The following is a 19107-nucleotide window of genomic DNA, read 5'->3' on the forward strand; positions in this document are numbered from 1 at the left end:
TACCGGATCTTTTCAAATCGCATGCCCGCCCTATGTCCGGCGTCGGTAAGTATCGGTAACGAAGGGGATATCAGCATGAACCGAAACGGACTTTACGCTCTTCTGGGCGCCTTGGTCGTCCTTGTCATCGTCATGGGCGTCTACATCTACGACCGGGAAAAGGAACCTGAGGGCGTCGAACTCAAGATCGGCGAAAGCGGCATCTCGGTTCAGGAAAAGTGAATTCCCTCCAGCGTGGCGCAAGACTTACGCGTTAACACTGTATTTACTGTTCCAGCAGATGCTCAGTGTCAGGTGATCTGACTACGGATGAACTAGCAGGTTACAAGAACTCTGAGAACGAAAGGTCGGGCACGCCCCGACCTTTTTGTTGTTTGGCACTCGCGTTTGGCGGACGGGGCGACCCTCCCGGCCCCGACCTCGGCCCCGGCCCTCACCGTTCGGGCGGGGCGACGTCCAGTTTCGACACGAGGATCTTGTCGATCCGCCGACTGTCCATGTCGACCACTTCAAACCGGTAGCCGAACGCTTCTGCGACATCGCCCTCCTCCGGAGATTTTCGCAGTTCCTGAACAAGAAACCCGGCGATCGTCTCATAGCTTCCATCCGAATCGATTTCATCAATGCCGATGGTGAGATGGATCTCGTCGATCGGCGTCCGGCCGTCCACAAGGTAGGATCCGTCATCGCGCTGGCGGATCAACGCATGTTCGATGTCGTCGTAATTCGAGGGCAGCACGCCGACGATCGCCTCGAGAATGTCGGCGATGGTGATGATGCCTTCAATGCTGCCGTACTCGTCGACGATCATGGCCATGTTGATGCGGGAAGACTTGAAGGCCTCCAGGGCCTTCAGGCAGGACGCCGTTTCCGGCAGCGCGTGGAGTTCCTTGACGAACACCCTGATGTCGAAAGCGCCGCGTCCGCCGACGTTCAGGACCTCCTTCACGAGCACGGCGCCGAGGATCTCGCCCGTCGCTGTGTCCATGACCGGATAGCGGGAGTGCGACGTCTGCTCGATCTTCGCGCGCACCGCTTCCAGCGTGTCGTTGGCATCGATGAAGCTCACCTCGGTCCGGTGGGTCATGATCGATTTGACGTTGCGATCTCCAAGCCGGATGATCCGGCGGAGCATCTCATGCTCGGATTTCTCGATCGCGCCGCTTTCGACGCCCTCGGCCATGATCGCCTGGACCTCTTCTTCCGTCACCGCGTCCTTGTTGCTGCTGACGCCGAAGACGCGCATGAAGACCTTTGCCGAGCCTTCGAACAGATAGACAACGGGTGAGACCACCTTGGAGAGGACCGACATCGGCCGCGCCACGAACATGGCGATGCCCTCGGAATTGCGCAGCGCCAGCTGTTTGGGAATGAGCTCGCCGATGACGACCGAGAGATAGGTGATGAGCGTGACGACCACGGCCACCGAGACGGTGCTGCCGTAGGGATTGATCCAGCTGATGTCGTTGAGGACCGGTGCGAGCTTGTCGGCAATCGTTGCACCACCGTAGGCACCGGCGAGCGTTCCCACGAGCGTGATGCCGACCTGGACGGTGGATAGGAACTTGCCCGGGTCTTCCGCCAGATTGAGCGCCATCTCCGCCCGAACGTTTCCCTGCCGGGCCATTTGCCGCAGGAGCGGACGGCTGACCGACACGAGCGCCATTTCCGACATGGCAAAGAAGGCGTTGATCAGGAGAAGGACGAAAATAACCAGCAGTTCGGACATGGATCCTCGAAAACCGATGCTCCACGCCCTGCAGGTTTGAGGGCGCGCGATTTCATCGTTTTCATGAAATAGGCGGAACCGCGCAATGCAGCAAGGCGAGATCGGCCAAGTTTCACCATTCTTGCAGGGACAGGCCGTGGATTGTCAGCCGGCGACCGTCTGCGGCACGTCGTCCATGGCCACGCGAACCCGTGCGCGACCCACCCGGATCACCACTTCCATGGCCGCTCTCGCCCCGGCTTCGTCTCTTCGGCTGATCTGCTCGACGATGCGGATGTGGTTGCGCGAAACATCTTCGATCCCCTCGCGATCTGCGGCCGGCGAACTCAGCTTGAAGATGCCGACGAGCGCCGCCTCGATCAGGCTGCCCACGCTGCGCATGAAAGGATTGGCCGAGGCCTCGGCCACGGCGAGGTGAAAGCGAAGGTCGGCAACGGCCAGCGATTCGGGCGTATGCGCCGGATCGCCCATGGCGACCGCGAGTCGCATCATGTGGCTGATCTCGGCTTCCGTCGCGTGGATCGCGGCCAGCGCCGCCGCATGCGGCTCGAAGGCCATGCGCACCTCGCTGATATGCGTCAGAAAATCCTCGTCGATCCCGTTGTGGAAATGCCAGGTCAGGATATCGCTGTCGAAGAGATTCCACTGGTTGCGCGCCGTGACCCGTGTGCCGATGCGCGCCCGCGGAACGATCAAGCCCTTGGCAGCCAGCGTCTTCATGGCCTCGCGAAGAACCGTTCGGGACACCTTGAAGCGCATCGCCAGATCCTGGTCGCCAGGCAGAATGGTGCCGACCGGAAATTCACCCGAGATGATCGCGCGGCCGAGCACGTCCACCACCTGCGAATGGCTCGTGCGCGTATCGACGCCGGTTATCAGTGTCTCCAGCGGACCCTTTTTCATGCTTCCCCCTCGTCGGACTCGATACGCGTTCCATCGCCACGTTCCTCCCGGACGACGGAAAAATCATATCATATGACAATATCGGTGTCTTGGAGACAGGTAGAATTTTCGTTTCATTCTCAGGCAGAATGGAATTCAAAAGCAATGTCGGAAAAATGCCGTGCTTGTCAACACGGCGCTTAAAAACGCAGGGCCGTGTGACACGGCCCTGCGCTGATATGGTCGAATGGTGTCCTCGGCGGACGTGCCCTGCCCTTATTGCGGCAGTTTGTCGTCCACGCCTTCGACATAGAAGTTCAGGCCGAGCAGCGTTCCGTCGTCGGCGGTCTCGCCTTCCTTGAGCCAGACGCTTCCGTCCTGCTTCTTCAGCGGGCCTGAGAACGGCTTGAGCTCGCCCGATTCGATCTTCTTCTGCGTTGCCTCTGCCATCGCCTTCACATCGTCCGGCATGTTGGTGTAGGGCGCCATCGTCAGGATGCCGTCCTTCAGCCCGTCCCAGCTGGTCACGCTCGTCCACTTGCCATCGAGGAAGGCCTGCGTGCGCTTGATGTAATACGCACCCCAGGTGTCCTTGATCGCGGTCAGCTGCGTCTTCGGCCCGGCGGCAATCATGTCGGATGCCTGGCCGAACGCCTTGATGCCACGCTCGGCGGCAACCTGCATCGGAGCGGTCGTATCGGTGTGCTGGGTCAGCACATCGACGCCCTGGTCGATCAGCGCCTTGGCGGCATCGGCCTCTTTGCCCGGGTCGAACCAGGTGTTTGCCCAGACGACCTTGATCTTGAAGTCCGGGTTCACCGAACGCGCACCGATCACGAAGGCGTCGATGCCCATGACCACTTCGGGGATGGGGAAGGAGGCGATGTAGCCGGCAACGCCCTTCTCGGAGATCTTGGCTGCAATCTGGCCTTGGATGTAGCGGCCTTCGTAGAAGCGGCTGTTATAGGTCGAGACATTCGGCGCCGTCTTGTAGCCGGTCGCATGCTCGTACATCACCTTCGGGAACTTGGCAGCAACCTTGGCGGTCGCATCCATGAAGCCGAACGAGGTGGTGAAGATCAGCCCGCAGCCGGAGCGGGACAGGCGCTCGATTGCGCGTTCCGCGTCCGGACCTTCCGGCACGTTTTCGAGGAACTGCGTCTCGATCTTGTCGCCGAGCGCCTTTTCCAGTTCCTGACGGCCGAGCTCGTGGGCCTGCGTCCAGCCGCCGTCCGACTTCGAACCGACATAGACGAAGCAGATCTTGGCCTTGTCCTGGGCGCTTGCCGACGCGGCAAAGCCGATGGCCGCCGTCGTGGCGACGAGAGCGAGGATAAGTTTCTTCATTTTGGACCTCTCATGTTGTCGAACAGATATCTGCGGCCGATCGGGTCAGCGATCGGGCACGAAGGGCTTGCCGAGCGACGCCGGCGTATTGATCATCGTCATCCGGCGGTTCTGCGAGATGAGCACGAGGACGACGATCGTTGCAAGGTAGGGAAGAGCCGACAGCAGCTGCGACGGCACGTTGATGCCGTTGCTCTGCGCGTAGAGCTGGCTGATGGAGACGGCACCGAAGAGATAGCCGCCGGCCACGATCCGCCACGGTCTCCAGGACGCGAAAACCACGAGCGCAAGCGCGATCCAGCCGCGCCCGGCGGACATGTTCTCAACCCACTGCGGCGTGTAGACGAGCGACAACTGCGCGCCGGCGAGCCCGGCACAGCCCCCGCCGAACATGACGGCAAGATAGCGCGTCCGGATGACATTGATGCCGAGCGCGTGCGCCGAACCGTGATTGTCGCCGACCGAGCGCAGCTTCAGCCCGGCACGGCTGCGAAACAGGAACCAGTGGATGCCGGCAATGAGCGCGATCGAGAGGTAGAAGATCAAGTCTTGGCGAAACAGCACCCGGCCGAGAAACGGAATGTCGCTGAGAATGGGAAACACGATCTGCGGCAGCTTGATGCCCGACTGGCCTGCATAGGGCTCCCCGATCTGTCCCGAAAGGCCGAGGCCGAGAATGGTGAGCGCCAGACCGGTCGCGACCTGGTTGGCCACGAGCGTCAGGGTCAGGAACCCGAAGAGCAGCGAGAACAGCGTGCCGGACAGCACGCCCGCGAGGATCCCGACATAGGGCGAGCCGGTCGCCTGGGTCGCGGCAAAGGCGCAGACGGCGCCCATGATCATCATGCCTTCGACGCCGAGGTTCAGCACGCCCGACCGCTCGGTCACGAGTTCGCCCGCAGCCGCAATCACGAGCGGCGTCGCCGCCGTGATCACCGTGAGGAGGATCGCCTCGATGATACCCATGTCAGAGCGCTCCTTCGGCCGGAGTTTCGCGGCGCATCTGCCGCCACAGGATCCGGATGCGGTACTGGATCAGCGTGTCGCAGGAAAGCACGAAGAAGAGCAGCAGGCCCTGGAACACCCGCACCACCTTGTCGGACAGGCTGAGCGAGATTTGCGCCGCCTCGCCGCCGAGATAGGTCAGGCCGAGAACAAGGCCCGCGACGATGATCGCGATAGGGTTCAGGCGTCCGAGAAAGGCGACGATGATGGCGGTAAAGCCGTAGCCGGGAGAAATGACCGGCTGCAGCTTGCCGATGGCGCCGGAAACCTCGGAGATCCCGGCAAGTCCGGCCAGGGCGCCGGAGAGCAGCATCGAGAACCAGATCATCCGCCTCGAGGAGAAGCCGGCAAACCGCCCTGCGCGTTCCGATTGCCCGAGAACCGTAATCTCGAAACCCTTCAGCGTGAAGCGCATCATGAACCAGATGGCGAGCGCTGCGATGATGGCGAAGGCAAAGCCGTAATTGGCGCGGCCCGAGGCAATCATCTCCGGCAGGATCGCTTCCGGCGAAAACTCGCGCGTCACGGGAAAATTGAACCCGCCGGGGTCGCGCCACGGACCGCGCACCAGCCAGTCGAGGAACAACTGCGCGACGTAGACCAGCATCAGGCTCGTGAGGATCTCGTTCGTGTTCATCCGGGCCTTGAGAAAGGCCGGGATCGCGGCATAGAGCGCGCCGCCGATCATGCCCATGACCAGCATCAGCGGCAGGACGAGAGACGAATGCCATTCGTGAAAGACGACGGGAACGATCGAGCCTGCGACCGCCCCCATGATGAACTGGCCTTCCGCACCGATATTCCAGTTGTTGGACCGGTAACAGACGGAAAGCCCGACGGCGATGAGGATCAGAGGAGCCGCCTTGATGGCAAGTTCGTGCAGCGACCAGACCTCGGTCAGCGGCTCGATGAAGAAACTGTAGAGCGCCAGTCCCGGATCCTTGCCGAGAATGCTGAACAGGATCGCCCCCGCGACGATCGTGAGACCCAGCGCGATGATCGGGGACAGAAACGCATAGAGAACCGAAACCTTCGGCCGTTTTTCAAGTTCAATGCGCATGGGCGCCCTCGTTCACGGTCGCGCCAGGGGTGGCCTCGGACGCAGTCGTCCCGTGCATGCCCCCCATGAGGAGTCCGATCTTCTCCCGGGACAGTGTTGCTGCCGGATAGATCTCGGAGAGCCTGCCCTCGTTGATCACGGCGATTTCGGTCGCCACTTCAAAGATTTCATCGAGATCCTGACTGATGATCAACACGGCGGAACCTGCCTTTGCGAGATCCACCAGCGCCTGGCGGATCCGGCTCGCAGCACCCGCGTCCACGCCCCAGGTCGGCTGGTTGACGATAAGAACCGACGGTTGACGATCGAGCTCGCGCCCGACGATGAACTTTTGCAGATTGCCGCCGGAGAGCGAGCCTGCCGGCGGATCGTCGCCGCTCTTGCGCACATCCATCGCCTCGGAAATCCGCTTTGCGGCCCGCTTCACGGCGCTGCTGCGGATGAGCCCGAGCGCGCCGCCGCCGAGAAACGCCTTTTTGTCGGAGGAATAGCGGGCGAGCACCAGATTGTCCGACAGCGGCAGCGCCGACACCGCGGCATGCCCATGACGTTCTTCGGGCACGAAGCCGGCGCCGAGCGCCCGTCGCTGGTTGATGCCCTGCCGGCCGACCGGTTTCTCGCGGATGAACACCGCCGCATTGTCTCCCGTCGGATACTCGCCCGAGAGGGCGTCGAACAGTTCGCCCTGCCCGTTCCCGGCAACGCCCGCGATCGCCAGCACCTCGCCGGCATGAACCTTCAGACAGATATCCTTGAGCGAAACCGCAAAGGGCGTGCGCGCTGCGGCCTTCAGATGCCGTGCCTCAAGCTGCACCGTTCCCTTGGTCGACATTCCCGTTGCGCTCACATGCGCCACGTCGCTGCCCACCATCATGCGGGCAAGCGAGGCCGGCGTTTCCTGCCGCGGGTCGCAGGCGCCCGTCACCTTGCCGTGGCGAAGAACAGTCGCGCGGTCGCAGATACGCTGGACCTCCTCTAGCCGGTGGCTGATGTAGAGCACGGAGCGTCCCTCGGCCTTGAGCTTGGCAAGGGTCTCAAACAGCCTATCTGCCTCCTGCGGCGTCAGCACGGAGGTCGGTTCATCGAGAATGATGAGCTGCGGATTCTGCAGCAGTGCCCGGACGATCTCGATGCGCTGGCGTTCGCCGACCGACAGATCGGCCACATGTGCCTTGGGATCAAGCGGCAGGCCGTAGCTGATCGAGAGAGCGGCGGCCTCGTCGGAAATTTTGCCGAGCGAGATGCCCGGATCCATCGACAGCGCGATGTTTTCGGCCACGGTCAGCGCCTCGAACAGCGAGAAATGCTGGAACACCATGCCGATGCCGAGACGACGGGCCGCACCCGGGCTTGCGATGTGCACCGGCTGGCCGCGCCACGTGATCTGCCCGCTACTGGGGCTCAGAACCCCGAACAGCATCTTGACCAGCGTGGACTTTCCGGCGCCGTTTTCGCCGAGGAGGGCATGGATTTCACCGGGCCGGATATCGAGATCGATCCCGTTGCAGGCGGCAAATGTCCCGAAAATCTTCGTCAGCTTGCTGGCCCACAGCAAGGCGCCGTCAGCGCTGGGCACATCAACCGCCACGCCATCCCTCTCTTATATGCCGCAGATGCCCAGGCGCCGTTTCGGCTTCTCAGGGGATCAGCAAAGTTGTTCCGCTCGTCTTCCGGGCTTCCAGATCCGCATGCGCCTTGCCGGCATCGTCGAGAGCATACGTCTGGTTGATATTGATACGCACTTTGCCGCTGCGCACAACATCAAACAACGAGTTTGCACATGCCTCGAGCTGCGGGCGTGTCGAGGTGTAGGAGTAGAGCGTCGGACGGGTGGCGAACAGCGATCCCTTCTGCGAGAGAATGCCGATGTTGAAGGCCTCGACCGCGCCCGACGAATTGCCGAAACTGACCCAGAGACCCCGCGGCTTCAGGCAGTCGAGCGACGCCGGATAGGTATCCTTGCCGACGGAATCGTAAACGACATCGACGCCCTTGCCGTGCGTGATGTCCTTGACCCGCGCCACGAAATCGTCGGTCCGATAGTCGATCACATGATCGTAGCCGTGCTCCAGCGCCATCGCGATCTTCTCCGGCGATCCGGCCGTGCCGATCACCGTCGCCCCGAGAGCCTTGGCCCACTGCCCCGCGATCTGCCCGACGCCGCCTGCGGCGGCATGAAACAGGAGAACCGTATCCGGCCCGACAGGAAACGTCTGGTTCAGAAGATACTGCGCCGTCATGCCCTTGAGCATCATGGCAGCGGCCGTCTCCAGCGGAATATCGTCCGGGACCTTGATCAGCTGCTGCTCGTCGATATTGCGCTCGCTCGCATAGGCGCCGTCGGCGCCCGCATAGGCAACGCGGTCGCCCGGAGAAAACAGCGAGACGCCGTCGCCGACGGCCGTGACGATCCCCGCCCCCTCCTTGCCGGGAATGAAGGGCAGGCTCGCAGCCTTGTAGAGGCCTGTGCGGAAGTACACGTCGATGAAATTCACGCCGATCGCTTCCTGGCGGATCTGGACCTCCCCGCGCGAGGGCGGCGGAACGGTCACGCCTTCCATCTTCAGGACATCGGGGCCGCCAAGCTCGCGGATCATGATTGCTCTTGCCATAAGCCTGTTCCTATTCGCGTCCAAGATTGGGAAAGATCTGCAGGATGAACCCGATGACATAGAGATAGACGCCTGTGGCGACCACACCCCATACGACCCAGGCGGGCGTCTCGAAATGCATCAGCAGCGCATAGGCGCTGAGCACCGACCAGGCCGTGAAGACCGCAAGATTGAGCGGGCGGAGCCGCCGCACGCGCACCGGATGAAGGAAGCTGATCGGCATGAAGGTCAGGAACACCGACACGAAGACGACGATGGATGCGGCAAGCTCGCTCGCCTTGACGACGAAAAGCGTGAACACGACCATGTTCCAGACGACCGGAAAACCGGAGAAGAAATACTCGTCGGTCTTCATGCCCATATCGGCATAGTAGATGGCGCTGGACATGACGATCGCGCCGGCCGCAAAAAAGGACCAGGGTTCGCCGATCATGCCGCTCTGATAGAGCGCAAACGCCGGCAACAAGACATAGGTGACGTAGTCGATGACGTTGTCGAGCGTATCGCCCGACCAGTTCGGCAGGACCTCCTTGACGCGCACCTTGCGCGCGATCGGCCCGTCGATGCCGTCGACCGCAAGCGCAAGGCCCAACCACCAGAACATGTCGACGAAGCGGTGCTCCGCCGCGGCGACCACGCCGAGAAATGCCAGGAACGAACCGGACGCCGTGAGAACATGGACCGAAAAAGCCCGGATCTCGGCATAGGGGACCGGCTTGTAATTGAAGAACTTCATCGGCAGACGCATCCTGTGCTGACGCTAAGCGTAAACTCGGTGGGGCACCCGAAACACGGAAAGGTCATGCCACACCACCTCCTCCGCCGCGACCTGGTCGCTGCCGGCATGCCCGTACTATGCATCGTTTGCCCCGCCCTGCCAGCAAAAACAAGCGATTGCAAAGCGTCAAGCGTAATCCGTTGTGGACGTAGGCATCGCCTGCGGCAATGGTGACCATTCCAAAAGCCCGAGGTCGGCGCTAGATGTGAGCGTGGGAGACGGTCGACGCGACCTGTCGGCGCGCGGCATCGGCAGCTCGAGGCGCTGATCAGCGGTACCAGCTGGTCTTCGGCGATCGATCGCGCAATGGCCGGGAACAGGCCGGGACGAATGGCCGCACGCGGCATGGCGGGGCCCGGGCGGCGGGGACAGGGCGGCGGGGCCAAGGCGAAAGAAAGGGACCGGATCATGGATCATTACGATATCGCCATCATCGGCGCAGGCCTTGCCGGAGCGCTGGCCGCAATCGCCCTGTCGCGCGACGGGCGCAGCGTGGCCCTGATCGCGCCACCTGCCCCGTCGGATGGGCGCACGACGGCCTTGATGGACGAGGCGATCGGCTTTCTCGGAAAGCTTGACCTCGGAAACGAGGTCACAGCCCTTGGAGCGCCGCTGGCCACGCTGCGCATCATCGACGGGACCGATCGCCTGCTCCGTGCACCCGTCGTTACCTTCCGCGCAGCGGAGATCGGGCTTGAGGCGTTCGGCTACAATCTTCCCAACGCGCCGCTTCTTGATGCCCTCAACGCGCGCATCGCCGAATCGCCATCCATTTCCCGCATCGATGCACGGCTGGAAGGCCTCGAGGAGCACCCGGCCGCCTGCACGCTCACGCTGACGGAGGGCCGCGCGGTCACGGCCTCGCTGGTGATCGGCGCCGACGGACGACGCTCGCTCGTTCGCGAAGCCCGCGGCATCGAGACGCGCACCTGGAGCTATCCCCAGACGGCCGTCGTCCTCAATTTCGCGCATGAGCGCTCCCACGAAAATGTCTCGACCGAATTTCATACGCAGCAAGGCCCGTTCACCCAGGTTCCGTTGCCGGGCCATCGCTCCAGCCTCGTCTGGGTCATGACCCCCGCGCAGGCTGCAGAGATGGTGACCCAAGACGCCGCCGCCTTGTCGCTGGCGGTGGAGCAGCGCATGCAATCCATGCTGGGCAAGGTGACCGTGGACAGCGAGCCGCAGGCCTTCCCGCTTTCCGGCATGGCCGCGACCCGATTCGGCAAAGGACGCATCATTCTCGTCGGAGAGGCCGCACACGCCTTTCCGCCCATCGGCGCACAGGGCCTGAACCTCAGCCTGCGCGACGTCATGGCGCTGGTGTCCATGCTGGCGGACGCGCCGTCGATCGCCGCGGATATCGGCGATCGCTACGACCGCCGTCGCCGGGCCGACATCCTGAGCCGGACAGTCAGCGTGGACCTTTTGAACCGCTCCCTGCTTACGGGCTTCCTGCCGGTGCAGATGGTGCGAACCGGGGGGCTCCAGGCCCTGTCGTCGGCCGGAGCCCTGCGCAGTCTGGTGATGCAGGAGGGGTTGCGGCCCGGCAGCGCGATCCGGTCGGTCCTTGGCGGCCTACGGGAAAAGATCGGCCGGCACTCCGCCTGATCCGATCAGATAAAGCAGGCCGGTGACGCTCAGCATCGACAGCGCGGTGGTGATGAGGATCGTCGCGGAAGCCCGCTCCTGCCAGACGCCATACTGCTCGGCGATCACGAAGACGTTGGTCGCCGTGGGCAATGCGGCGAGCAGAACGGCGGCCTGCACCCAGACGGGCTCGAAATGGCCGGCGGCGCTCATGCCGAGATACATGACGGCCGGATGCAGCAGGAGCTTTACCGGAACGATATAGGTCAGTTCCACCGGCACGCGCCTCAGCGGCCGCAGCCCGAGCGTCACGCCCATCGCAAACAGCGCACAGGGCGCAGCGGTCGGCGCCAGCGCTTCGATCAGCCGCCGGATCGCGACCGGTGGCTGGAGCTGGAAGGCGGCGGCTGCGACGCCGATGGCCGTTGCCAGAATGAACGGGTGCAGCAGGATCTTGCGCACGACGGACAGTGCAAGCCTCGCCGCGGTCTGCTTTTCGCTTCCGGCAATCGCCATCATCGCCGGCGCCGTGATGAAGTGCGCGACGTTCTCGACCGAGAAAATCAACGCCACGGGCACCGCCGCCCGCTCCCCGAGCGCCATCAGGGCCAGCCCCGGCCCCATATAGCCGATATTGCCATAGGCGCCGGCGAGCCCCTGCACGGTCGCTTCCGCCAGCGACGTCCGGCGCACGAAGCGCGCAACGACGAAGAGCAACGTGAAGATCGAATAGGTCGCGGCGACGTCGGCGAGAATGAAATCGAACCGCGTCAACTCATGGATCGGCGTGCGGGAAATCAGCGTGAAGAACAGGGACGGCAAGGCAAGATAGAGAATGTAGGCGTTCAGCCATGCCATACCCTCGAGACCCGGCTTTACCGCCTCGGCCGGACCTGTCGTTCGCCGCCCGAGGAGATAGGCGGCGCCGTAGCCGAGCAGAATGAGGCCGAAAAACGGTGCAACCAGGCTGAAGATATCGCTCATGGCATGATCCCGACGGCAGATGGCATCTCTCTCAGCCGATCTGCATCAGCACGGGAAACGTCTGCTGAAACCAGATGGAGACCGTGCTGACCAGCCCGAACAGAAATGCAAGGCCGGTCACGATGAGAAGCGCGCCCATGATTTTCTCGACAAGGCCGAGATGTCGGCGAAAGCGCGACAGGAACCCCATGAATGCTCCCGAGAACGCAGCGGCGATCCAGAAGGGAATGGCGAGGCCGAGGGAATAGACGGCGAGCAACCCGGCGCCTTCCGACACCGTGTCGCGCGATGCGGCGACACCGAGGATCGTCCCCAGCACGGGGCCGATGCAGGGCGTCCAGCCGAAGCCGAACGCGAGGCCCATGATGTAGGCGCCCGAAAGCGTCGCCGGCTTCCCCCCGCCCTGAAAGCGCGCCTCGCGCCCGAGAAGCCCGATCCGCAGCACCCCGAGAAAATGCAGCCCCATGATGATGACGACGACACCGCCGATCCGCGACAGCAGGTCCATATGCTGGCGCAGAAGCAGCCCGACCGACGATGCACCGATCCCCAGCGCGATGAAGACGGTGGAAAATCCGAGCGTGAACAGGAGGGCCGAGGGAAGCACGGCCCGGCGCGTCGCGACAGCCGGCTGCCCGTCGCGGGCGCGGAACTGATCGACGGAAACCCCCGCCATATAGCAGAGATAGGGTGGCACGAGCGGCAGCACGCAGGGCGACAGGAACGACAGGGCTCCCGCCAGCACCGCGGTCCAGATCGAGATATCGGCAATCGACACAAGCACGTCCTTCGAAACCATGGGGTCGCGGTGATCGGCGTCGCGCTTCCGCGGACCCCGGTTCCACGACACGCGTCGCACCTGTGTTATCGCGCGATGCCGCCGCCAGCAATGGTGCCTGACGCCGCAGGTCGGCGACCACGCCATTTGCCGGCAGACGTCGATGCCGGCGGTTCCGGATCTGCCGCGGGGATCCTCGATATCGGGGTACGACAGCCAGGGCAGACAGCATTCGAGGCGCGGGGAAATCGGAGGACGACGGATTTTTGGGTTGACCGCGACGGCGCGCCTATGCATATCTCCGCCAACTTTCGCCAGGCGGTCCACCGCCCGGCGCGGGAGCGCGTAGCTCAGTTGGTAGAGCAACGGACTTTTAATCTGTAGGTCCAGGGTTCGAATCCCTGCGCGCTCACCACTCTCATTCTTCTCTTCGGACGAACATCACAAGCGCGTCGCTCCCATGGCACGGGCGACGATGCGATACGGCACGGCATCGGCCGTCCGGGCAGCGGCGACTGACCAGGAATGGCCCTTGTCAACTGCGGGTTGGACCGTTCGCGGCGGTCGTGCCGCATGGTGAACCTTCCCCACAACGCCGCCAGCCTCTTTTGGATAGGAGATTCGTACGTTCTGCGCAGACATTTTTTGCCGAGCCAATTCCCGTCGGCTCGAAAACGATCTATAGAGCTTCGGCAACCTGGGGGAGCAAATGCGCGAGCAGACGTCCGAGATCGAGTGGATCGACGAAACCATAGAAATACTCAAGGCGACCGAAGGAGGATCGGACGCCCAGAGGATCGAGAGCATCTCGGCCGTTCTCATGGCGCTGCTTACGCGGGCACGGGCGCAGCAGAGTCTGGAACTCGATTTTTATGCGGCGATGCCCGTCGATCGCGCCTGATTCCATCGCCCGACAGCTTTTGCGCACGGCCGCGCTGAAGGCGCCCGTCATTGGTGCCATAAGGAACATTTTCCTTCGCAGAGCCGTTTCCGCCGCACCTGAAGGATTGGGAGCGCGCGGTATGATCGAGTTTCGGAAAATCCCGATGGCTGGCGGCGAGAACGGCGATTTTCGTCCCGTCGATCAAGCCGAAGACCAGAAGGCGTCGCAGGCGACCAACACCTCAAAAGGAAACCGCGACGGTCATGGCGTTGAGGACACCGAACGTGCTGACTCGGGGGATCAGGACGCCAAGGACGAACGCGGCGATGATGCCGGCCGGGAGGCCGTGAACGCGTCCGGGCAGACATCGCGTGAGACCTGAGACCGACTGACAAGCAGGTAATGGCAGCCACGCGTCACCGGGTTTCGGCTGCGGAACGAAATTGCATCACCCTAGTTGAAGCGGCGAAAGCGGCTCTGACGGAGATGTGCGATGCTTGACACGTGGAAAAGGAATGGTCGGAAAGCCGTAGAACGCGACGACTATCATGCCTTCATGATGCGCGAACTGCTGGTCTGGGTGGTGGGCGTTCCCGTTCCCATCGCGATGGTGATCGGCCTGTTCGTATTCTGAGTTTGAAATCCCGCCTCGCGTCGCAGGCTCGACACGTCGCGGCGACGACCGCTTGCGAATTGCCCTTAAGCGCCGAGCGAGAGCGCGAAAAACATCAGGAATGACACGGCGCACAGGGCGGCGATCACAAGAATCAACTCCTTCATCATGAAATCATACATGGCGGGCCATCCTTTCCAGGACTGATGTATGATCATATCTTGCTTACGCAAGACATTCCTCTCGAAAGTTCGTCATTTGGATGCGCGGTCCGCTCGCTTGGTTCGCGCACGGCAACGCTGCCGATCGCAGGACAGCTTGCGGACAGTTTTTCAAGGCACACTGGTGGTCGCGTCACACCGATTTTCGGATCCGGATGATGCGTATATGTGCAATAGCTTGAAGAGCACCGCGACTCCTGTCATGTGTGCGATGCCTTCAATCGACCGAGTGGACTGCGACGATGAAACCAACCTCCCTGCCCCTGGGCGTGATCCTGATTGCATGCCTCGTTGCGACCGTTCTGACGATTGTTCTCGTCCCGCATCGGGGCACAGCTGCGCCCCGAGCAAACATCGAGACCGTTCACCGTCTCTGATCCCTCTCGACGGTTGGGGAGAGAGGGCCTCGGCCTCCGGCAATATGAAGGCTGTTGCCCATCCAGCGTGGTTGTCCGTGCAGGACTACTGGCAATCCGAAACGATAATCTGACAATTCGGGCAGTCGGCCGTCGCCATTTTTTCGGCAGCTTTCAGAGTCGATCCATATCCGATGCCGTAGTTGACCCGGTCGCCCGCATAGGCACCGCAGCGCTCGAACCAGACGGCCACCGTGCAGTCTTCATTGCCGGCCGATTTGCATTCCCGCACCGCGTTGCGCTCGGCTTCCTGGCGCGAACTTCCCCATCCCATGCCATAGCCCGCTTCACTGGCTGCCGTGCCCTGCGAGTCGTTGACGGCGATCGCCCCGAAAGCGAAGGCGGACGTGACCGGACCGGCGAGCAGAGTGAGCGTGATAAGCGCTGTGCGTACGAACGTTTTCATGTGTCCCCCCAGACAATTGAGGACGAACCTTCAAACGTTCGTCCATCCTCCTCGCCGCAACGGCAAGGCCTCCTTGAACAGGCTACAAGACAAGAGAACCGACGACAATCGGTCCGCCCGGCGGCCTTCGCATTTAAATGGCGTGATGCCTAATCCGCTTGGTTAACGCGCATATCGTCTTGCGAATGCAATCTGAAGATGCGGCAAATTGGTAGTAGAGAAGCCGTAGATTACATAGAACGTCGTCGTCACGAAATGGGAGATGACAATGGCAGAATGCAAGGACGCGAACGGCGACACGTGGGAGATCTATGCGTCGAACGGCTGGCGCTGGAGGCGGAAGGCGCGAAACGGCGCAATCGTCGGACAGTCGAGTGAAAGCTATGTCAACAAGTCGGATTGCATCGCAAACGCGCGGCGCAACGGCATGACGTGTACGCCGGTCTGATCGCCACGGCGTGATGATCGTGCGCTGATCATCAGGGTGTCCGATCACGGCTCCGACGCGCGCCTGCGAGCGTCAGCCGCAGCCGGATAGCCCGATCCGAACAGAGCGGTCGGCGCGCATCCGCGCCGGCCGCTCTTCTGTCCGACGTCTCCTGTCCGACGGCTACTTTCCTGCGAAGGGATCGGCAAGCGCCGCTTCCGGACGGCTGATCGGATACTTCGTTCCGGAGACCTTCGCTGCCATGCCCTTCGCGCCGGCCTGCTTCAGAAGCGTGCGAAAGACCGGATGCATGCCGCCGTCGACATAGGCGCTCATGGACGCGCTGACGGGAACCGGTCCGCCGATCAACGCATCGATCGCGCGGCTCTCCTGCGCGATCTTCGCCAGAGCCTGCGGTTCGATGCCGGGTGTCGCCTCGGGGCACGGCGCCAGCGGGTCGGACGGCTCGCCCTCGACGAACGCCTTGTCGAACACGTAGCGACCGCCGCAGGCCGAGACCTTCGGTTGCCGACGCGTAACCTCGAAGGCGTCGTAGCCCTCTTTGAGAACGCGCCAGAAAGCGAGGTTCGCATCGCCGCGATGCGCCGCCATGTTGGCAGCCGTCATCCGGAACGGATAGGCCTGAACCTGGAAACTCGCCTGCCCGCTATCGAGCGCCTCTGCGACGACGGCGTAGATTTCGCCGATGCCCTGATCGGTCATGGCGTAGCAGCCCGACGACGAGCAGGCGCCGTGCACCATCAGGGCCTCCCCGGTATAGCCGAGCGCGCTTTCAAGCTGATTGGGGTAGCCGAGATTGAACGAGACGTAGAACTGCGAGTTCGGATTGAGCATGCCTTTCGTGACATGATAGAATCCTTCCGGCGCATGCCGGTCGCCCGATTTCCGCTTCGGGCCAAGGTCGCCCGACCAGCGACAGATCGGATAGGTCTTCAGGAGCGCATATTTGCCGCTGCGATCGACCTTCCAGATCTCCAGTTCGCTTTCCTGCTTGAAGATCCGCACGAGAACGGGGCTTTCCGCCTTCATGCCCTTGCGGCTCATCTCGGCCAGCATTTTCGAGGAGAGCTTCGGCGGCGCTTCGGTGATGTCCAGCGCCATGCAGCCGCTGAGCGCCACGCCCAGGGCAACCGAGACGGCGGTCAGGATAGAGGCCTTGCGGAGGGCTTTCAGGGTCGGAAATGTGGGCATGCGGCCTCTATCGATGGCAATCGCGACAAAGTTGTGTCGCGTCCACACATGAGCGGACGTCGAACACTGGCTCTACAAGGTTAAGCTTTCCTGAACCCGAACGGATGAGCGCGATCACAATAAGCTGTCCGACCCTTCCAAATGCTGCAGTGCACACTACCCTTGCGCCATGAGCGAAATGATCACATGGCTTGACCAATCTCTCCGCTGGGTGCCTGCCTGGGCCGTCAGCATCGTCCTTTTGGCGCTGTTGTTCGGTATCGGCCTCTTCTCCCATCGGGTTCTGTTCGACATCGCGACACGCATCGCCGCGAAATACGACCTGTTCTGGCGGTCGCTGGTCGCGCGAACGGAGCGTCCGATGCGCCTGCTCGCCATCATGGTCGCGCTCTCGTTCGGCGTTTCCATCGCGCCGCTGAGAGACAATCAGGCCGGCACGCTGCATCACATTCTTCTCCTTGGGTTCATCCTGGATTGCGCATGGATCGCGAAGGTCACCCTGCACATCTGGACCACCGTCTATCTGCGCCGCTTCAAGCTGGATGCCGAGGACAATCTTCTGGCGCGCAAGCACGTCACACAATCGCGCATCATGGAGCGCATTGCCGGCTCCATTATCATCATTCTCGGCGTGGCCGCCTGCCTCATGACGTTCCCCGCCGTGCAGCAATACGGGGTGAGCCTCCTGGCCTCCGCCGGGGTCGCCGGCATCGTGCTCGGTCTGGCCCTCCAGCCGGTCCTGAAGAACCTGTTTGCAGGCATCCAACTGGCGATCACCCAGCCCATCCGCCTCGATGATGCGCTTCTGATCGAAGGCGAATGGGGCAATGTGGAAGAGATCACCGCGACCTATGTCGTCGTCAAGATCTGGGACTGGCGCCGGCTCGTGCTGCCGCTCAGCTATTTCATCGAGAAGCCTTTCCAGAACTGGACGCGCGAAACCGCCGCCCTGATCGGCACCGTGATGCTCTATCTCGACTACAGCGTTCCGGTCGATGCGATCCGCAGGGAGGCGGAGAAGATCGCGAAGGCCTCCGCCCTGTGGGACGGTCAGGTCATCAACATCGCCGTGACGGACCTAAAGCCCGAGACGGTGGAAATCCGCATTCTCTGCTCTGCTGCCAATGCTGCCCGCACCTTCGATCTCCGTTGCGAGATGCGCGAGAAGATGATCGGGTTCATCGCCGAGACCTATCCGAACGCGCTTCCGCACCTGCGCGCGGAATTGCGGACAGCGGAACCCGTCGGAAGCATCGCCGTGACGACGCCCCGGCGTGCGCACGCGTGACACGCTAGCTATTGCGCGGCGAGCGTGCCCACCGGCAGCGTGTAGGCGACCGCTCCGGCGTTCTGAAAATGCAGCGTCAAAGGGATCGCGTCGCCCTGGCGAAACGGCTTAACGACATCCATGAACATCAGATGCAGCCCGTTGCCGGCCAGCGTCACCGTCTGCCCCGCGGGCACAGGTATGCCGTCGAGCTTGCGCATGCGCATCACGTCGTTTTCCATCGTCATTTCGTGCAGTTCGACGCGTCCGGCGGCCGGGCTTTCGACAGAGACCAGCCGGTCGTCGGACGGCCCGGCATTGCCGATGGTCAATCCCCCACCACCGACCTTCGCCCCGGGTGGCATCGGCTTGGCGCCGCCGCCCGACAGCGTCAGGGCTCCGCTCACGACCTGGCTGCCGGGAACGGCGCTCTCGGTGGCCAGCGCAGGCATCACGGCGAGGAGAGATGGCAGGGCCAGCGTCAGGGCAGCGAGAAACGTCTTTACCGAAGGCATATCGTGATCTCCGTGGGCAGCATGCGGCCAGATGAGCCAGACGCATTCCTACAGCGACCCCTCCATAAAGCAAGGCGGCAGAGAGTGCTCGCACCATCCGCAGAGCCGTCCGCGCGACCATACCAGTGGCGACGAAAATCTTGGTCCCTGCGACATTTTCCGCTTGCCAAGGATGGGCGATCCTTCTTATCTGAGGGCGATCTTGTTGGGAGAATCCAGCTTCGCGCTGGTGCCGAAGGAGCAACCGCCCCGGAAACTCTCAGGCCCACGAACCAGCAGGATGCCGGCAGGACTCTGGAGAGAAGCATTTCGCTCGCCGAAGGGATAACAATCTCAGGCACAGGAACAGAGGGGGCTCAATCGACGGCACGATTCCGTGCGC

The 19107-nt window shown here is 62.6% G+C and carries 19 protein-coding genes, 1 tRNA gene, 1 pseudogene and 2 riboswitches; of the genes and pseudogenes, 8 read left to right on the forward strand and 13 right to left on the reverse strand.

Annotated features, from left to right (window positions below):
- The first annotated feature begins 75 nt into the window (after nt 1-75).
- Nucleotides 76-222 carry a hypothetical protein gene (locus ASG25_RS23145; protein ID WP_164490740.1) on the forward strand — a complete coding sequence of 49 codons (147 nt, stop codon included), beginning with the start codon at nt 76-78 and terminating at the stop codon, nt 220-222.
- 211 nt (nt 223-433) lie between these two features.
- On the opposite strand, the gene ASG25_RS11285 is transcribed toward ASG25_RS23145, so the two are convergent.
- From ASG25_RS11285 to pcsA, 8 genes are all read right to left on the reverse strand, one after another.
- Entirely contained in the window at nt 434-1729 is a 1296-nt protein-coding gene (locus ASG25_RS11285; protein WP_062473520.1) for a hemolysin family protein, read from the reverse strand.
- Nucleotides 1730-1873: 144 nt separating this feature from the next.
- The gene (locus ASG25_RS11290; RefSeq protein ID WP_062473523.1) at nt 1874-2632 is read right to left on the reverse strand and encodes a FadR/GntR family transcriptional regulator; all 759 of its coding nucleotides are present in this window, start codon (nt 2630-2632) and stop codon (nt 1874-1876) included.
- Nucleotides 2633-2887: 255 nt separating this feature from the next.
- Nucleotides 2888-3958: a BMP family ABC transporter substrate-binding protein gene (locus tag ASG25_RS11295; RefSeq protein WP_062473526.1), complete on the reverse strand. Its 1071-nt coding sequence runs from the start codon at nt 3956-3958 to the stop codon at nt 2888-2890.
- Between the two features lie 45 nt (nt 3959-4003).
- A complete protein-coding gene (locus ASG25_RS11300; RefSeq protein WP_062473529.1) occupies nt 4004-4924 on the reverse strand; it encodes an ABC transporter permease in 921 nt (306 codons plus the stop codon).
- 1 nt (nt 4925) lies between these two features.
- On the reverse strand, nt 4926-6023 hold the full coding sequence (locus ASG25_RS11305) for an ABC transporter permease (RefSeq protein WP_062473532.1): 1098 nt from the start codon (nt 6021-6023) through the stop codon (nt 4926-4928).
- Nucleotides 6013-7611, reverse strand: a complete 1599-nt coding sequence (locus ASG25_RS11310; RefSeq protein WP_062473536.1) for an ABC transporter ATP-binding protein — start codon at nt 7609-7611, stop codon at nt 6013-6015. Before ASG25_RS11310 ends, ASG25_RS11305 begins: the two co-directional genes overlap by 11 nt.
- A gap of 49 nt (nt 7612-7660) precedes the next feature.
- Nucleotides 7661-8635 carry a quinone oxidoreductase gene (locus ASG25_RS11315; protein WP_062473539.1) on the reverse strand — a complete coding sequence of 325 codons (975 nt, stop codon included), beginning with the start codon at nt 8633-8635 and terminating at the stop codon, nt 7661-7663.
- A 10-nt stretch (nt 8636-8645) separates the two neighbouring features.
- Nucleotides 8646-9371 carry a phosphatidylcholine synthase gene (gene pcsA, locus ASG25_RS11320; RefSeq protein WP_062473542.1) on the reverse strand — a complete coding sequence of 242 codons (726 nt, stop codon included), beginning with the start codon at nt 9369-9371 and terminating at the stop codon, nt 8646-8648.
- 450 nt (nt 9372-9821) lie between these two features.
- Here pcsA and ASG25_RS11325 point away from each other — a divergent pair, with 450 nt between their 5' ends.
- The gene (locus tag ASG25_RS11325; RefSeq protein WP_062474508.1) at nt 9822-11024 is read left to right on the forward strand and encodes a UbiH/UbiF family hydroxylase; all 1203 of its coding nucleotides are present in this window, start codon (nt 9822-9824) and stop codon (nt 11022-11024) included.
- Here ASG25_RS11325 and ASG25_RS11330 read toward each other — a convergent pair.
- On the reverse strand, nt 10992-11987 hold the full coding sequence (locus ASG25_RS11330) for an AEC family transporter (protein WP_062473544.1): 996 nt from the start codon (nt 11985-11987) through the stop codon (nt 10992-10994). The genes ASG25_RS11325 and ASG25_RS11330 overlap by 33 nt on opposite strands.
- A 31-nt stretch (nt 11988-12018) precedes the next feature.
- On the reverse strand, nt 12019-12837 hold the full coding sequence (locus tag ASG25_RS11335; RefSeq protein ID WP_162242185.1) for a cytochrome c biogenesis CcdA family protein: 819 nt from the start codon (nt 12835-12837) through the stop codon (nt 12019-12021).
- 267 nt (nt 12838-13104) lie between these two features.
- Between ASG25_RS11335 and ASG25_RS11340 the strand changes: the two genes are divergently transcribed.
- From ASG25_RS11340 to ASG25_RS22760, 4 genes are all read left to right on the forward strand, one after another.
- A tRNA-Lys gene (locus tag ASG25_RS11340) sits at nt 13105-13180 on the forward strand.
- Between the two features lie 294 nt (nt 13181-13474).
- Nucleotides 13475-13666: a hypothetical protein gene (locus tag ASG25_RS11345; RefSeq protein WP_062473547.1), complete on the forward strand. Its 192-nt coding sequence runs from the start codon at nt 13475-13477 to the stop codon at nt 13664-13666.
- A gap of 145 nt (nt 13667-13811) precedes the next feature.
- Entirely contained in the window at nt 13812-14030 is a 219-nt protein-coding gene (locus ASG25_RS23240; RefSeq protein ID WP_210168463.1) for a hypothetical protein, read from the forward strand.
- A 111-nt stretch (nt 14031-14141) separates the two neighbouring features.
- A complete protein-coding gene (locus ASG25_RS22760; protein ID WP_156379737.1) occupies nt 14142-14282 on the forward strand; it encodes a hypothetical protein in 141 nt (46 codons plus the stop codon).
- A 662-nt stretch (nt 14283-14944) separates the two neighbouring features.
- Here the strand turns inward: ASG25_RS22760 and ASG25_RS11355 are convergent.
- Complete coding sequence (locus tag ASG25_RS11355; protein WP_062473552.1) at nt 14945-15304, reverse strand: DUF4189 domain-containing protein; 360 nt, start codon at nt 15302-15304, stop codon at nt 14945-14947.
- A 268-nt stretch (nt 15305-15572) separates the two neighbouring features.
- Between ASG25_RS11355 and ASG25_RS11360 the strand changes: the two genes are divergently transcribed.
- Nucleotides 15573-15752 (forward strand): YegP family protein, encoded by a 180-nt coding sequence (locus ASG25_RS11360; RefSeq protein ID WP_062474511.1) that lies wholly within the window; start codon nt 15573-15575, stop codon nt 15750-15752.
- Between the two features lie 162 nt (nt 15753-15914).
- Here ASG25_RS11360 and ASG25_RS11365 read toward each other — a convergent pair whose 3' ends face one another.
- Complete coding sequence (locus ASG25_RS11365; protein WP_062473555.1) at nt 15915-16943, reverse strand: murein L,D-transpeptidase family protein; 1029 nt, start codon at nt 16941-16943, stop codon at nt 15915-15917.
- A 178-nt stretch (nt 16944-17121) separates the two neighbouring features.
- On the opposite strand from ASG25_RS11365, the gene ASG25_RS11370 reads away from it, so the two are divergent.
- Nucleotides 17122-18231 (forward strand): mechanosensitive ion channel domain-containing protein, encoded by a 1110-nt coding sequence (locus ASG25_RS11370; protein WP_244475283.1) that lies wholly within the window; start codon nt 17122-17124, stop codon nt 18229-18231.
- 8 nt (nt 18232-18239) lie between these two features.
- Here the strand turns inward: ASG25_RS11370 and ASG25_RS11375 are convergent.
- Nucleotides 18240-18611, reverse strand: a pseudogene (locus ASG25_RS11375) (copper chaperone PCu(A)C); the annotation flags it as partial.
- A gap of 310 nt (nt 18612-18921) precedes the next feature.
- Nucleotides 18922-19006, forward strand: a riboswitch (glycine riboswitch).
- Between the two features lie 3 nt (nt 19007-19009).
- Nucleotides 19010-19084, forward strand: a riboswitch (glycine riboswitch).
- Nucleotides 19085-19107 lie beyond the last annotated feature (23 nt).

The organism is Rhizobium sp. Leaf384, from assembly GCF_001424065.1.
Classification (GTDB): Bacteria; Pseudomonadota; Alphaproteobacteria; order Rhizobiales; family Rhizobiaceae; genus Ferranicluibacter.